At 62.9% G+C, this 13915-nt stretch carries 16 protein-coding genes and 1 pseudogene; 11 read left to right on the top strand and 6 right to left on the bottom strand.

What is annotated here, in order from left to right; translation table 11 throughout:
* A complete protein-coding gene (locus QM716_RS19650) occupies window positions 1-588 on the bottom strand; it encodes a DinB family protein (protein ID WP_283305746.1) in 588 nt (195 codons plus the stop codon).
* Here QM716_RS19650 and QM716_RS19645 point away from each other — a divergent pair.
* The 6 genes and pseudogenes from QM716_RS19645 to QM716_RS19620 form a co-directional block, all read left to right on the top strand.
* Entirely contained in the window at window positions 587-1513 is a 927-nt protein-coding gene (locus QM716_RS19645) for a hypothetical protein (protein ID WP_283305745.1), read from the top strand. The two genes, QM716_RS19650 and QM716_RS19645, sit on opposite strands and share 2 nt — an antisense overlap.
* Before the next feature lie 68 nt (window positions 1514-1581).
* Entirely contained in the window at window positions 1582-3228 is a 1647-nt protein-coding gene (locus tag QM716_RS19640) for an MFS transporter (protein ID WP_283305744.1), read from the top strand.
* Window positions 3229-3231: 3 nt separating this feature from the next.
* Window positions 3232-3684, top strand: coding sequence for a DUF6325 family protein (locus QM716_RS19635; RefSeq protein ID WP_283305743.1), 453 nt, complete (start codon window positions 3232-3234; stop codon window positions 3682-3684).
* Window positions 3681-3965: an SHOCT domain-containing protein gene (locus QM716_RS19630; protein ID WP_283305741.1), complete on the top strand. Its 285-nt coding sequence runs from the start codon at window positions 3681-3683 to the stop codon at window positions 3963-3965. Before QM716_RS19635 ends, QM716_RS19630 begins: the two co-directional genes overlap by 4 nt.
* Window positions 3962-4888 carry a YcaO-like family protein gene (locus tag QM716_RS19625; RefSeq protein ID WP_283305823.1) on the top strand — a complete coding sequence of 309 codons (927 nt, stop codon included), beginning with the start codon at window positions 3962-3964 and terminating at the stop codon, window positions 4886-4888. Before QM716_RS19630 ends, QM716_RS19625 begins: the two co-directional genes overlap by 4 nt.
* Window positions 4833-5186: pseudogene (locus QM716_RS19620) on the top strand (YcaO-like family protein); the annotation flags it as partial. The gene QM716_RS19625 and the pseudogene QM716_RS19620, both read left to right, overlap by 56 nt.
* Here the strand turns inward: QM716_RS19620 and QM716_RS19615 are convergent.
* Window positions 5133-6104 (bottom strand): saccharopine dehydrogenase family protein, encoded by a 972-nt coding sequence (locus tag QM716_RS19615; RefSeq protein ID WP_283305740.1) that lies wholly within the window; start codon window positions 6102-6104, stop codon window positions 5133-5135. The pseudogene QM716_RS19620 and the gene QM716_RS19615 sit on opposite strands and share 54 nt — an antisense overlap.
* A 51-nt stretch (window positions 6105-6155) precedes the next feature.
* Here QM716_RS19615 and QM716_RS19610 point away from each other — a divergent pair, with 51 nt between their 5' ends.
* Window positions 6156-6782 carry a TetR/AcrR family transcriptional regulator gene (locus tag QM716_RS19610; RefSeq protein WP_283305739.1) on the top strand — a complete coding sequence of 209 codons (627 nt, stop codon included), beginning with the start codon at window positions 6156-6158 and terminating at the stop codon, window positions 6780-6782.
* 6 nt (window positions 6783-6788) lie between these two features.
* On the opposite strand, the gene QM716_RS19605 is transcribed toward QM716_RS19610, so the two are convergent.
* The 3 genes from QM716_RS19605 to QM716_RS19595 form a co-directional block, all read right to left on the bottom strand.
* Window positions 6789-7229 (bottom strand): PAS domain S-box protein, encoded by a 441-nt coding sequence (locus tag QM716_RS19605; protein WP_230816116.1) that lies wholly within the window; start codon window positions 7227-7229, stop codon window positions 6789-6791.
* A gap of 111 nt (window positions 7230-7340) precedes the next feature.
* Complete coding sequence (locus QM716_RS19600) at window positions 7341-8081, bottom strand: ABC transporter ATP-binding protein (protein ID WP_283305736.1); 741 nt, start codon at window positions 8079-8081, stop codon at window positions 7341-7343.
* Window positions 8078-9124 carry an ABC transporter permease gene (locus QM716_RS19595; protein ID WP_283305735.1) on the bottom strand — a complete coding sequence of 349 codons (1047 nt, stop codon included), beginning with the start codon at window positions 9122-9124 and terminating at the stop codon, window positions 8078-8080. Before QM716_RS19595 ends, QM716_RS19600 begins: the two co-directional genes overlap by 4 nt.
* Before the next feature lie 114 nt (window positions 9125-9238).
* Between QM716_RS19595 and QM716_RS19590 the strand changes: the two genes are divergently transcribed.
* The 4 genes from QM716_RS19590 to QM716_RS19575 all read left to right on the top strand — a co-directional run bounded on the left by QM716_RS19590 (window position 9239) and on the right by QM716_RS19575 (window position 13569).
* A complete protein-coding gene (locus tag QM716_RS19590; RefSeq protein ID WP_283305734.1) occupies window positions 9239-10441 on the top strand; it encodes a sensor histidine kinase in 1203 nt (400 codons plus the stop codon).
* Complete coding sequence (locus QM716_RS19585) at window positions 10438-11055, top strand: response regulator (RefSeq protein WP_003943536.1); 618 nt, start codon at window positions 10438-10440, stop codon at window positions 11053-11055. The genes QM716_RS19590 and QM716_RS19585 overlap by 4 nt, the downstream gene beginning before the upstream one ends.
* 315 nt (window positions 11056-11370) lie before the next feature.
* The gene (locus tag QM716_RS19580) at window positions 11371-12609 is read left to right on the top strand and encodes an HNH endonuclease signature motif containing protein (protein ID WP_283305733.1); all 1239 of its coding nucleotides are present in this window, start codon (window positions 11371-11373) and stop codon (window positions 12607-12609) included.
* 144 nt (window positions 12610-12753) lie between these two features.
* Window positions 12754-13569 (top strand): siderophore-interacting protein, encoded by an 816-nt coding sequence (locus QM716_RS19575; RefSeq protein WP_283305732.1) that lies wholly within the window; start codon window positions 12754-12756, stop codon window positions 13567-13569.
* A 9-nt stretch (window positions 13570-13578) separates the two neighbouring features.
* Here QM716_RS19575 and QM716_RS19570 read toward each other — a convergent pair whose 3' ends face one another.
* Window positions 13579-13788, bottom strand: coding sequence for a hypothetical protein (locus QM716_RS19570; protein WP_283305731.1), 210 nt, complete (start codon window positions 13786-13788; stop codon window positions 13579-13581).
* Between the last annotated feature and the right edge of the window lie 127 nt (window positions 13789-13915).

Raw genomic sequence — 13915 nt, 5'->3', positions numbered from 1 at the left:
TCAGGCGTCGTGGGCCTCGCGTGCCGCCGTCTCGAGACGGTCGGTGTACTCGGCCCACCACGCCTGATCACCGGGAGCCAGATTGTTGTCGCCCGCTTTCATCCCCGCGGCGCCGTCGATCAATTCCCGCACGATGTCCGCGTGACCGGCGTGCCGATGGATCTCGGCGACGACGTGAACGAGTATCTGATGCAGCGTGACGTCGCGCCGATCCTCCGGCCACGGCTTCACGAAGCCAGGCGAATCCAGATCGTGCTCTTCGATCGTGGCGTCGGCGAAAGCCCAGGTGCGGCGATAGGTTTCGACGATGTCGGCGCTGGACTCGTCGGCGCGGGCCCACATGTCGACGTTGAGTTCCTCCGAACGCAACCACGCAGGTAGATCGGGAACCGGGCGGCCGAACGTCGGACCGAAATACCCGAGCTCGACGCCGATCATGTGTTTGACCAGACCCAGCAGGTTTGTCCCCGTCCGGGTCATCGGACGCCGAATGTCATACTCCGACAGCCCGTCGAGCTTCCAGACGAGCGCGTCGCGCGCTGCCTGCAGGTACCGCTGGAGATATGCCTTTTCCGAGTTGGTGGTCATGAACCAACCTAAACCGAGTGGAGTAAAGAGTGACAGCGGTGGAGGATCTGACCGAGGTTGCCTCCCGGCCGTCGCCGCTGCGATTCACGGCTACGTCTCGTTGAACTCCGGCAACCGATTCGTCCGGCATCTGCAGGATCTCTCCTCGCGCATCCGCGAGGAAGCAAAGCACGTCGTTGGCGGGAAGCCCCGGTCGATCGCCTTTCGCCTGGGCCTGAGCCTCGGAATGGGCTTGGCGTACCTGGCATTCATCCGCCTCTTCCAGTGGGATGAAAAGGAAGATCGACTGCCCTACCTGGCGCTGTACGCACTCTCGGGAGTCGTCGGAAGTGTCGTGTGCACCAACGCGCTCAGCTTCGACGCCGGTCGGGTCCGTGCCGCGCTGTCCGCTGGAACGAGGCTCTGGCACGTGCTCGTCGCGAAGAACGCGGTGATGGTGCTCCTCGTCGGCAGCGCCGGGTTCCTGCTCAGCGTTATCCTCGCGTGGCGCTCCGGAAGCAGTACCGATCTGGTCAAAGCCTGCGGCCAGGTGCTGACCATGATCCTGCTCTGGTTGGGGGTCGCCAACGTGATGTCGGTGAGCCTGCCGCTGCGGGCCGAACCGATGACAGCGCGGCGCCACGACGGCACGTGGAAGCAGTTCTTGCTGTCTTTTGTCATCTCGTACGGTGTCGGACTGATCGTCAATCTGATGCTCTACTGGCGAGTCTGGGCCAAGACGACGCTGCTCGAGCAGATGGGCGGGCCGTGGATTCCGGTCCTCTTGCTCCTCGCGAGCGCGGCGGCGACCTGGCTGTTGCTGACCGTCCTGGCGGTACTCCTGGCCGACCAACCACGCTTCCGACGCGCCCTGCAACGGGAGATGGTGGTCTACCGCGAAGAAACCAACCGCCCGCAGGCGACCATTCAGCACAATTCCGGCTAATGTAACCGTGCGTGGCTGATCCGGGCACGTCGCGAGTACACGCAGTGTCGAGGAAGGCGTGACCCATCATGTCCGTAAAGCCTGGCGCGGCCGCCACATCGGCCGCCGTGAGCACCGCCTCCTGGCTACCACTCGTCGTGGTAGTCCTCACCCAGATTCAGGCGTCGTTCGCCGTCAATGCTCTGACCGTCTCGATGGCCGGCATCACCACCGATCTCGACACGCCCGCAACAAGTGTCGGCACCGCGATCACCGCAGGCACCTTCGCCATGGCGGCCTTCATTCTGCTGGGAGCCAAGATCGGCGCCCGCTACGGAACGCGTTTGGTCTTCCAGATTGCCGTCGCGATTCACGGCCTCGCGATGGCCGCGGTCGCTCTGAGCCAGAGTCCGGCCATGCTGTTCGTCGCGCAAGCTGCATCCGGCGCTGTGATCGCTCTCATCGCTCCTGCGCTGACCGTTTTCATCGCAACCAACTTCAGCGGCGATCAGCAGGCAAAGGCCATCGGTTACCTGGCAGCAGCAATCCCCGCGGCCGGAGTGCTGGCACTCCTGATCGCCGGTTCCTTTGCGACGACGATCGGGTGGCGTTACTCCTTCGCCCTTGTCGTGGCTCTCGCGGTGGTCAACCTGATCCTGAGCTTTCGGGTCAAACCTGTTCCCCCGCAGAAGGACATCACCATCGACTGGGCCGGCGCCGCCATTGCTGCCGTTGCCGTCATCCTGCTCAGCTTCGGTTTCAGCGGCCTGAACTCGTGGGGCGTCATCCTCGCCACCGACGCTGCGCCGTTCTCGGTCATCGGTGTTTCACCCGCGGCCATCCTGATCGTCCTCGGCGCCATCTGCGCGCAGGGCTTCTTCCAGTGGACGCGAAACCGTAAGGCGCAAAACAAGCCTCAGCTCTTCAACCTCGACGTTCTCAAGACCGGCGCCGAGCGCGCCACCACGATCTGCATGGCCACGATGATGTTCGTGGGAACTGCGGCCAACTTCCTCATCCCGCTGTACATGCAGATCATCCAGGGCCGCAGCAGCTTGCAGACGTCGTTCTCGATCATCCCGTACACACTCTCGATCTTCATCGCGAGCACCGTCGTCGCGCGCCTGTACAAGACGTACTCCCCGCGTCTGATCGCACGAGCCGGGTTTGTCGTCGTGGCCGCTGGACTCATCCTGTTGGCCTTCACCATTCGCGGCGATTGGCATCAGATCTTTGTTGTCATCGGCCTGATCACTCTCGGACTCGGACAGGGTGCCATCGTCGCATTGGTGTTCAACACCCTTCTCACCGCAGCCCCCAAGGAACTCGCCGGTGACGTCGGCGCCTGGCGAGGACTGGTACACAACATGTCCGGCAGTGTCGGCATCGCGGTGGCCAGCGTGTTCGCCGTCGGAATCCTCGGTTCCCTGGTCAGCTCGCAGCTGATCGACAACCCCACCATCCCGGCGTCACTCAAGGTCGAGTCCGGGATCAACCTCGACCAGGTCAACTTCGTCCCCAACGATCAACTCGTCGTGACGCTCGAAAACACGTCGGCAACTCAGGCACAGATCGACGAAGCCATCCGGATCAACACCGAAGCCCGCCTGCGTGCGCTGCGGACATCGCTACTCGTTCTCGCCGGACTCTCCCTGCTCGCCATCATTCCCGCCGGCCGCATGCCCAACGAAGTACCTGCTCTGGAAGAACCGAAACCCACGAAGGGCAAGAAGTAACCGATGTCCAACCAAGACCAATTCGGCCCGATCGAATACGTAGCCGTCGAGTTTCCGGGCGGTGCACCGACTTCGGCAGGATTCGAACAGCTGCTCACTCTCGTCGACACCGGCGTGATCCGCATCCTCGACCTCGAGTTCGTCACCAAAGCCGCCGACGGATCGGTGGCCGTAGTACCAGCGTCGACCTTCGAGCTTGCAGATTTCGACTTGGCGCAGTTCGACGGCGCTGCCTCCGGACTGCTCGACGCCGCAGACATCACCGCCGTTGGTGACGAGTTGGCCGCCGGAAGTGTTGCCGCCGTGCTCGTCTACGAGGAACTGGCCATACTGCCGGTCATCGACGCTTGGACCCGCAGCGGCGCAAAGGTTGTCACTGATGGTCATCTGACCTTGGACGAACTGGCTGCTGCTCTGGACAACACCGCACCGGACACTACGGAGAAGGACGCATGAGTTTCTTGAGGCGAGCCGGCCGGGTAGCCGTCGCAAGCTCCATTCACGGCAATGTTCAGCGCCGTCAGCGGACGCGTTGGGCCGCCGAAGACCAGGCCCGCGCAGCACAGGCCCAGCCGGTGCCACCGATTCCCGATCTACCACCCCTGCCGCCGCAGGCAGCTCCGACAGCGTCGATGGACGCAAAGCTCGAACAGCTCACCAAGCTCGGCGAACTCAAGAACGCCGGCGTGTTGACGGAGGCCGAGTTCGAGACGCAGAAGGCGCGCATCCTCGCCTGAACTGCCGACTCCTGGCTGCGCCGCCCGAGTGCAAAAGCCATGACGGGAGGCCCAGCCCACAAGACCCATCGCCTCGGTCACGCGGTAGAGATTCTGAACCAGCACACCGGCATCCACGTGCATCGTGCGATAGTGCCGCATCGCGTACACGGGCACCTGTCTGCACCTGCCGGTCCCCCTCGCATGACGTCTTCGCTCGTGGACCGCCGGACCGGGATCGTTCGAGAGCTGGTCGACGCCGTTGTTCCCCAGCACTTTCCGCCCGAGTTCAAGCTTTTTACTCGTATGTCTGCGACTCGGCACGCTTTTCACCCCGGTCCAGTGACTCGGCCAGCGCCGGATACTGTTTCGACCTCGGCAACCGTGCTCGGCCCACTGCAGCTGCGATAGGCGCGCGGCCAGCGTTCCCGTTTGTCGAACCAACTGAGAATCTCGAGATCGACTGGACTCGCGGAGTCGACCTGATCGGGGGTTCCGATATCTGGGTACCGGCCGAACTCGTCTGGTGTTCGTATCCTCACTATGTCGCCCGGACCGGGCCCGTGATCTCGCCAGTGGCTCAGGCGGGTCTCGCCGCCGGGCCCACGACGGAATTCGCGATACGGAATGCATTGCGCGAGATAGTCGAGCGCGACGCGATGACGCTCTCCTGGACTGGAAGACGCGGCGTTCGGATCGTCACGGGCATGCCCGAGGCGCTTCTTCGACTGGGCAATCACGACGCCCTCTCGACCAGGTGGCTTTCATTCGAGAGTGATTTCGGGATCCCCGTCCTGGGCGCCCTGGCTTGCGACCGACTGACCGGATACTCGACCATGGGTACCGCTTGCCACGAAGACGCGCAGACGGAGCTATGCGGAGGCCTACCGATCGGACTTTGCCGACGTCATGGATTACGGGTGTCACTTGCAGCTCCACCTTGACCCGGAGATCCAAACACGATTCGAGAGTGAGCTGGCAGATGCCGTCCTCGGCGAGGTGGAACTCGACTTTCTGACTTCACACACGGACACCGAAAGCGCGCTGACTGCAGCCGGTTTCAGGCCGGCATGCGTCGATCTCACCACACCTGATGTTCTCCGCGCCGGCCTGCATGTCGTCCGCGTCGTCATTCCCGGTTGTCTCACCAATGCGGCCGCCGGATTGCCGTTTCCCGGCTCGTCCCGACTAGTAGACAGTCTTGCCGGACGTCCGGCTCGCACCATCCCATTGCCGCACTGACAGTTCGGGAACCGCCGCTTGCAACGACTCGGCGGTCTCCACCGAGTGGAACCACGTCGGCTTCGAGATCGACGCCTCGCGAAGCACCTGCACGGCTCGTGCGGCGATGGTTGCCGTCGCGGCCGACTGGCTCCGTCCCGAAACCCAGAGCGCCGGACCGGTGTCCGTTCCGGCCATAGCGATCCAACGATCCGAGCCCCACAGCTTCTTCGGTACTACCTTCTGGAGCGCGGGTGCCCACGTCATTGCGGTGAGCCCGAGCGTCGCAGCGGACGTGTCCAATCGCAGGTACGTCCTGACCGGCACGCCGAGGTCGCGCGTCAAGGCATGCTGGTCCGAAAAATCCGCCCGCACAGCAGGACCGGTGCGGTACCCGGTCGCGTCGGCCGGCATTCGAAACGTCTTCATCCCGGTGTAGTTCCGGATCGATCGACCGTCGGGGTCTGGAAACCTGGTGCCCAACATCCCGTAGGTCCAGGCTGTCGCGGCCGGCCCGTGTAGTTCTCCGCCGCCGAGGCCGATCACGATGTCCACGGGTCCGTCGCCGAGTCGGTGCGCCGCTGCTGCCAGGACACTGGTCAACCCCGGTGCCAAGCCGACGCCGATCAGAACGGGTCCGTCGACCCCTTCCAATTCTTCGCAGTAGCTCGAGGTCGCCGTGATGTCGACAAATGCCGCCCCACTACCTACCGCTTCTTCGGCCAGGCGCACGTCCTCGAAACCCGACGCATTCACCACGACATCGAAGTCTCGAACCACAGCCGAATACGCGCCTGGTTCTTTAAGATCAACGACGACGTCAGCGCGGCCAGGATCGCGCCCGGCGGAGAACGCGGAGATTTCGGGGACCTCCGCGAGTCGTCTCATCAGGGAAATCCCGACGGCGCCGTAGCCACCGAGTACAAGAACCTTCGTCATTTTTTCGCCTCCCGAGTCGCTAGAGTTCGACTCTAGAGTTAAACTCTAATCATGACTGAGGTTCTTCGGGAAGACACGTCGGCGCGGCGCAAGATCATCGAGGCAGCGCGCGAGGTTTTTGTCGATCCCGGCTACGCAGCCGCCACGATCAAACAGCTTGCTGCGGCGGCGGGCGTGTCGGTGCAGAGTGTCTATTTCGTGTTCGGCAACAAGCCGAGCGTGCTGTCAGCACTGCTCGACGTTGCCGTGGCAGGCGACGAGGAAAAGACGGCAACTCTGGACCGGCCGTGGGTGGCGGCCGCACTCGGCGCCCCACATCCCCTCGGGCAACTCCGGATTCAGGTTCACCACGGACGACTCATCCTCGAGCGCACCGCGGACATCCTGTTGGCACTGCGGGCCGCCGCTTCCGCGGACGACGACGCCGCCCGTTTGTGGCAAATCAACCGCACGCAGCGACGCACGGTGCAGGAACATCTGATGGTCGGCATTGTCGAAAAAGCACCGACGGTCGACCTCGAAACAGCAGTGAACGTGGCACTCACGCTGCTCAGCCCCGAGACCTACACAGACCTCGTGGTCGGCGCGGGTTGGACCGGCCAACAGTACGAAGAATGGGTGGTCAACACCCTTGCTGCAACCCTCGGCCTGGACCGAACCGTCAAATCCAGGAAGTAACTCGAACTACTTGGTGGGCTTGTCGTCGATGTGCCGTGGGTTGTTCCACAGGCGCTCCGTCAGATCGTGGAGGACGGCAAGGGTGATCGTGTCGTCGTCCCGGCGAAGCAGCGACTGACTGACCGTCGCCCGCACCAATGTGCTGTCCGAGTGCACGAACTCCTTGACCGAGCCCGGTTCGGAACTCAGTTCACGATGGGCCTGCTCGGCACTGACGTCGTCGGCATCCTTGTCGTAAAGAATGTCCTGCAAACGCAACGCCGAGACGGCCTTCTTGGGGTATCCCAGCATGTCAGCGAAGGACGGATTGGCAAAAACGATGCTGCCGTCGCGGTGAACGGCCATGACCGGCACCGGAAGCCTGTCGAGGAGAATCAGGGCAGGCATCTGCTCCAGATCCGCAATCGGCGATCGTGGCGGCTGCGCAACGTTGCGGCGGCGTTCCATAACACGTCCTCTCAAGTTGCCCGAGTCGACAACAGTCTAACTGCCCAGCAAATCGCGGGTTGACTTCCCGCCCGGATGCAGTGACGAATGCCCGAATCGTGCCCACCTGAGTCACGCCGCGAGCGCCTCCCGATCCTCCGCCAAGGAACCGTCAACAACACGATAGACAGTATCCATCCGAGACAGGTGACTTCGGTCGTGTGTCACGAGAAGGGTTGCCGCCTCGTGTTCCCGCACCACTCCGATGATCAGATCCATGACGGCAGAACCGCGCTCCTGATCGAGCGCGCTGGTGGGTTCGTCGACCACCAGAAGCTGCGGATCGTTCATCAATGCCCGCGCGAGATTGACCCGCTGCCGCTGCCCGCCCGACAGCTGGGACGGCCGTTTTCCGCTCTGATCCGCCAGCCCGACAGCGTCCAGCAAATCCATCGCTTTTGATTTCGCGGCCTTGCGACGGGCCCGCGACGTGAACACGGACTGCCCCAGATGCGCCATCACCTCGAGCTGCTCCAGTGCCGTCAACGACGACACCAGGTTGGACTGCTGGAAGACGATCCCGATCGACGAGCGTCGCAGTTCCGACGCCGCCCGCCGGCTCAGCGCCGCGATGTCGGTGCTGCCCTCCGGCGTCCGGAGGTAGACATGACCGGAATCCGGACGGATCAGGGTCGACGCCACCGCCAACAGGCTGGACTTACCCGAACCCGAGGGCCCGGTGATCGCGGCGATCTCGCCGCGGTGCAGCCGCAGGGAAACGTCGTCCAGCGCCGTCACCCGCGACTGCCCGTCGGGAAACGTCAGGTCGACGTTCTGGATGTCGAGAACCGTGGTGCCGGTAGTCATGGTCATCGTGCGCTCCCCAATGCTGTGAGTGGATCGGTGGTCGAGAGGAATCGAAGTGCAAAGGCCGCGCCGAGCAGACCGAGTCCGATCAATGCCACGGCAGGTACGACGGTCGTAGATGCGTCCAGGACAAACGGCATGGCGTCACCGATCAGCGAACCGGCCACGGCCGTCAGCCCGATCCCGACGGTGACTCCGGCGATCAGCACGATGAGTGCCTGACCCAATGCGTCGCGCACCAGAGAACCGGTAGTCGCACCGAGTGCTTTCAGCGTCGCGATGTCCGGGGTTCGCTGGATCGTCCACACCGTGAAGAACGCACCGATCACCAGGGCCGAGATCGCGAACAACATGAGCGTCATCAACGTCAACGACCCGTTCTCCGACTTGTACGAACCGATCGCGTCGAGCGAACCGCTGACCGTCGTCGACGTCGTCGCGGCCGACTTGTCGGTTGCGGAAGCGTCAGAGGCTCCGCTGACAGCCAGTACCGTCGCGACTCCGCCGCGCGGATTGGCCGCCTGCCAGTCGTCAAGCGTCATCCAGACGACGGGTGAATGGCTGTACCAGTCGTCACCGCGAACGGCGCTGACGGTGAACTGCTGCGTACCGACGCTCACCTGATCGCCGGCGCTCGCCGTCAGATCGCGGGCGGCACCTTCGCTCAACACCACCGTGCCTGGTGCCGACGGCGTCACGTCCCCGAAACCGCCATCAGCACCGAACAGGGCGACCGACTTCTGATTTCCGCCGGCCAATCCTGCTTTCCCGCGGCCGATTCCGATGGGATCGACGTCCTTCGATGTGGAGGTCCAGGCGTTGACCTGGTCCTGCGTCAGCGCCGACTCGTCGAACGACGCCCCTGCTCCGGTGTCGGCAAACACCACCGTGTCGGCGTTCATGGCCTCGATGGCCGATACGTTCTGATGGCGAAGTCCCGCAGTCAATCCACTGAGAAAACTGACCAGAAGTGCAACCAACAGAACCACCACGGAGATCAACGCGAATCGACCTCGCGCTGCCCGTAAGTCCCTCATTGCGACAAACACTGTGAAATCCTTTCCTGTGCTTGCCTCTACGCTCCCGCGGATGCAGACTCTTTCCATCGCACCTCGGATCGACATTCCAGCGCTCGAAAGAACCATCCCGGTTTACAACTTTTGATGGATGAACCAGGCCCGAACCTCGCTAAGCTGGGCGAGATGCACCGATCTCCGCTCACGCCTGTCTTCGCCGGCCTACAACTGGGCCTGCATGTCCTTGTCATGGCGCTGGCCGGTGTGGTGTTTCTCCGAGCGCTGATCGACGAATCCGACCTGACCGCAACAATCACCGCGTTGGCCGTGATCTTTGTTGCCGTCTATCTGTTCGGGGTCGCCAAAAGGCTGCGCGGCAACGCTGCCCGCTGGTGGCTGGCCGTGCTGACACTCGTCTGGATCGCGACGATGGCGGTCTCCGCCGACGCCGCCTACCTCGCGTTCGGGCTCTTCTTCCTCTATCTCCATCTTCTGCGCCGCCCCTGGAGCCTGCTGGTGGTCACCGCGGCAACGGCTGTCGCCGTGATCGGCACCGGCCTGCATCGTGGATGGACGATTGCCGGCGCCGTCGGTCCGATCATCGGCGCCGCCGTAGCCGTGGCAATCGGCCTCGGATATCAAGCGCTGTACCGCGAGGCAGCTGAGCGCGGACGTCTCATCGACGAATTGATGAATACCCGTGAAGAATTGGCGTCGACGTCCCGCGATGCGGGAAAGTTCGCAGAACGCGAAAGGCTCGCGGCCGAGATTCACGACACTGTGGCCCAAGGACTTTCGAGCATCCAGATGCTCCTTCACGCTGCCGAGCGCGCTGATCCGGGCAGCCCGGCCATCCGACAGATCAGCCTCGCACGGGAAACCGCCGCAGACAGTCTTGCCGAAACCCGCCAACTCATAGCCGAATTGACGCCGGCAGCTCTGGACGGTCAGTCACTCGCCGACGCGCTTCGTCGAATCTGCGAACGCGCGAGCAGCCCGGAACTGGAAGCTCGCTCCGTGGTCGAAGGCGAGGCAGTCCGGCTGCCGATGCCCCTCGAAGCAACCTTGGTACGCATCGCTCAGGGTGCGGTGTCCAATGTTCTCCGCCATGCGGATGCAACCAGAATGGCTGTGACACTGACCTATTCCGACGACACCGTCAGCCTCGACGTGGTTGACAACGGTCGCGGCTTCGACGTGGCAGTTCTCGAACGTGGGCCGGCGGAATCTTTTGGTCTCAACGCAATCCGTCGACGCGTCGAACTGCAGGGCGGAACTTTCTCCATCGAGTCCGAGCCGGGACACACGGCCGTCGCAGTGACGTTTCCCCTCGAAACCGGTGAACAGTGATCCGCCTGCTGCTCGCCGACGATCACGCGATCGTGCGCGCCGGGCTACGAGCGCTGCTCGAAAGCGAAGCCGACATCGAGGTAGTCGGCGAAGCAGGCACCGCCGAGGAAGCCATAGCCTTCTGCGCGACCACGCCGGTCGACCTCGTGCTCATGGACCTGCGATTCGGCCCCGGGAAGACGGGTGTCGACGCCACCCGCGCGGTGTGCGCGCTGCCGAATCCGCCGCACGTACTCGTCGTGACCAACTACGACACGGATGCAGATATCTTGAGCGCTGTCGAAGCCGGAGCCAGCGGATACCTGCTCAAGGACACTCCACCGGTCGAGTTGCTGTCAGCCGTTCGCGCCGCTGCGAGCGGGGACAGCGTTCTCTCCCCCGCCATCGCGTCGAAGCTCATGACTCGGGTGCGTAAGCCCGAAACCAGCCTCAGTCCAAGGGAAATCGAAGTGCTGAAGCTGGTTGCGGCGGGTCGGTCCAACCGAGAGATAGGTAAAGAACTGTTCCTCAGCGAGACCACGGTCAAATCGCATCTGGTCCACATCTTCGGCAAGTTGGGGGTGAAGTCGAGGACGTCGGCCGTCGCCCGTGCGCGGGAGTTGGGTTCGATCTGACGTGGCCAACCGACAAACGGGCGGGACATACCCGATATCGTCGGCCAACCTGATTGGCGCCAGGCAGACACAAGACAGGTCAACGTCTTCAACGGATCTACCCTCCGACCGAGTAGGTGAGACCCCGCGCACCTACCGGATCCGCCATTCGGTCGACCATGTCGACTCCCGCCCTTCCAGAAGGGGAACACGCGGCCCCTGATGAAGGGGACACTCGAATAGCTTTGCATTTCAACGATTCTCGAGAGATGAGTGTTATTGAAGTTGTCCGTTATGTCCCTGGATTTCGAAAGTATGTTCGATTAAACTCTCGGTATGGACAGTCGGGAAGCGTGGCAGCTGGATGGTGAGGATCTCGAGAGTGAGGTTCTGGATCTGGTGCGCGTCCGGCACGAGTTGCAGTCGCGGATGGTGTTGCTGATCGTGGAGATGTTTTCCCGGGAGACTGTGGTCGGGAAGGGTTTTCGGGCGATCGCGCAGTGGTTGCATGGTTCGACGAATTTGGAGATCGGTGAGTGCAGTCTGCTGGTCAGCTTGGCGCGGTTACTGTTGCTCGAACCTGTTGTCGCGGATGCATTTCACCGCGGGGAGGTTGATGCGTTGAAGGCCCGGCAGGTGGCGTCGTTTTGTCAGCATCCGCCGAAGAACATGACGCCAGCGGATGTGGACAAGGCCCGCGGAATCTTGTTGGGGTTGGCGTCGAAGAATATTGCGGATTGTGATGCGGTGCGGGCGGCGATCCGGCGGATCGAGAAGCAGTACGGCAAGCGTGAAGACGGGGTTCCGGTGGGCGAGGATTCCGAACGAAACGAGTTCTACGCCTCGAAAGGCTTGTACGGCAGAGTCACCGTGAAAGGCGATTTGGATGCCGTAAACGGTGCCCGTCTGATCACGTTGCTGTCGAGCCTGTCGGCGCCGACGCCGGAGAAAGACGGCGTCAAAGACACTCGTACTCCGGCACTACGGCGGGCGGACGGGTTCTGCGAACTGCTGCGCCGGTACGAGCGGGCGGGGTTGGGTCCGATCGAAGGCGGCGTGAAACCGCACATCACTGTGACCGCATCGGCGAAGGACATGACCGATATGCAGGCTTTGAAGGACTTGTTGCCGTCGACAGAAGAGTTGGGGTTCGCGTGGGCAGATTGGGTGGGCCCGATCAGCATCGATACCGCCCGGATGTTGGCCTGCGACTGCACGGTCACGCGAATCTTGTTGGATGAGAACGGTGTTCCGCTCGAGTGCGGCAAGGAAGTGAGAACGGCGACGGTTCCGCAAAGGCGGGCGTTGGCGGTGCGCGATGGTGGGTGTGCATTTCCGGGGTGCGGGACACCATCGGGGTGGTGCGATGCTCATCATATTGTGCACTGGAGTGATGGTGGTCCAACGGATCTCGACAATCTGATCTTGTTGTGTGGCCATCATCATCGGACGATGCACCACACGGAATGGCGGGTGGAGATCGGCCCGGATCGGAAAACAGTGTTCTATCCGCCGATGTCGATCGACCCGTTCCAGCATCCGATCGGCGGGAACAGTCCACCGACTGCGGCTTGAACCGACATAACTGAAATGGCCAGCGTGTGTCCCGGGGAAGTATCATGCCCCGGGGCATACGCTGGCCTTTTCAGCTGCGCTCGATGTCCGTCTTGCGACAGCATCTGTCTCCACTTCGACACGCCGGACCAATAGGGTCGAGGCATGTCTTTCTGCGAACCCGCCCGCGTCGTCACCGTCACGTCCCTGACCCCGCACATGCGGCGAATCAGCATCGAGGCAGAGGGCGACTGGCATTGGCCGACCGGCGGACAGGGCGACGAGCGCATCGACCTCGCGTTCCCGAAACCCGGTGAAACAGAAGCAGAATACGACTACTTCAACAATCCCGACTACGGCAAGGCCGACCTCGGAACCGAGCCACCGTGGCGGCACTACACCGTGCGCAAGGTGCACGACGGCGGCCGACGTCTGGACATCGACTTCGTCGTGCACCCTGGCGGTATTGCAGCGGATTGGGCCCTGCGGGCCGAACCAGGTCACCTACTCGGCGTATTCTGGTCGGACAGTTCGCGTTCCCATTACCAAGCTCCGGCGGGTCCTCGCTGGCAGCTGCTGGTCGCAGACGCCACCGGTCTCCCCGGACTGGGCAGGATTGTCGAAGAACTTCGTGAAGGCGATGTCGCACAAGCGATCATCGAGGTCGAAACCGAAGAGGATCGACAGGAACTTGTCACTCGCGGCGATGTCACGTACACGTGGCTCGTGGGGAGTGGCCTCGGAAAGGCGCCGAGCGCGCTCTTCGAAGCTGTGGAGAAGGTCGAGTTTCCCGAATCCGAAACCGCCGACGTCTACGCGTGGGTGGCGTGCGAAAGCGCAACCAGCCGCCGTATTCGTAAGCATCTGAGGGAAGTTCGAGGAATTGCTCGCGACAAGCACAATGTTGTCGGGTACTGGCGAGAGGGCGCCGACGGCCACGTTTCCGGCATGAACAGCGAGGAAGTCACCGTCGGCGCCTGAGCGCCGTGATCACTCTGCCGGCAGTGTGTCGGTAGATTCTGCGGCTGTAGCTTCTGCGTCAGTCGGCTCTACATCGGCCGGCTCTACATCGGCCGGCTTTTCCGCCAGCATCTCGAACAGTGCTCGGCGTGCCTCAGCAAGGATTGCCTCTGCCTTGGCTACCTGCTCAGCGGTCCCACCTGCGGCTACCGCGACAGCGGCACCTCGGAGTAGACCCATCGCGGGACGGAGAGTCGCGCCTGCTCCACCGAAGTGAGGGCGGCCGTGTCCACGCTGGTCGGGCCGACCGAATCCACGCTGGTCGGGCCGACCGAATCCACGCTGGTCGGGCCGACCGAATCCACGC

Origin of the sequence: Rhodococcus sp. IEGM 1409, assembly GCF_030056735.1 — a bacterium.
Lineage (GTDB): Bacteria > Actinomycetota > Actinomycetes > Mycobacteriales > Mycobacteriaceae > Rhodococcus_F.
Note: the sequence above shows the minus strand (reverse complement) of the source record. Positions and strands in the feature narration are given on the sequence as shown.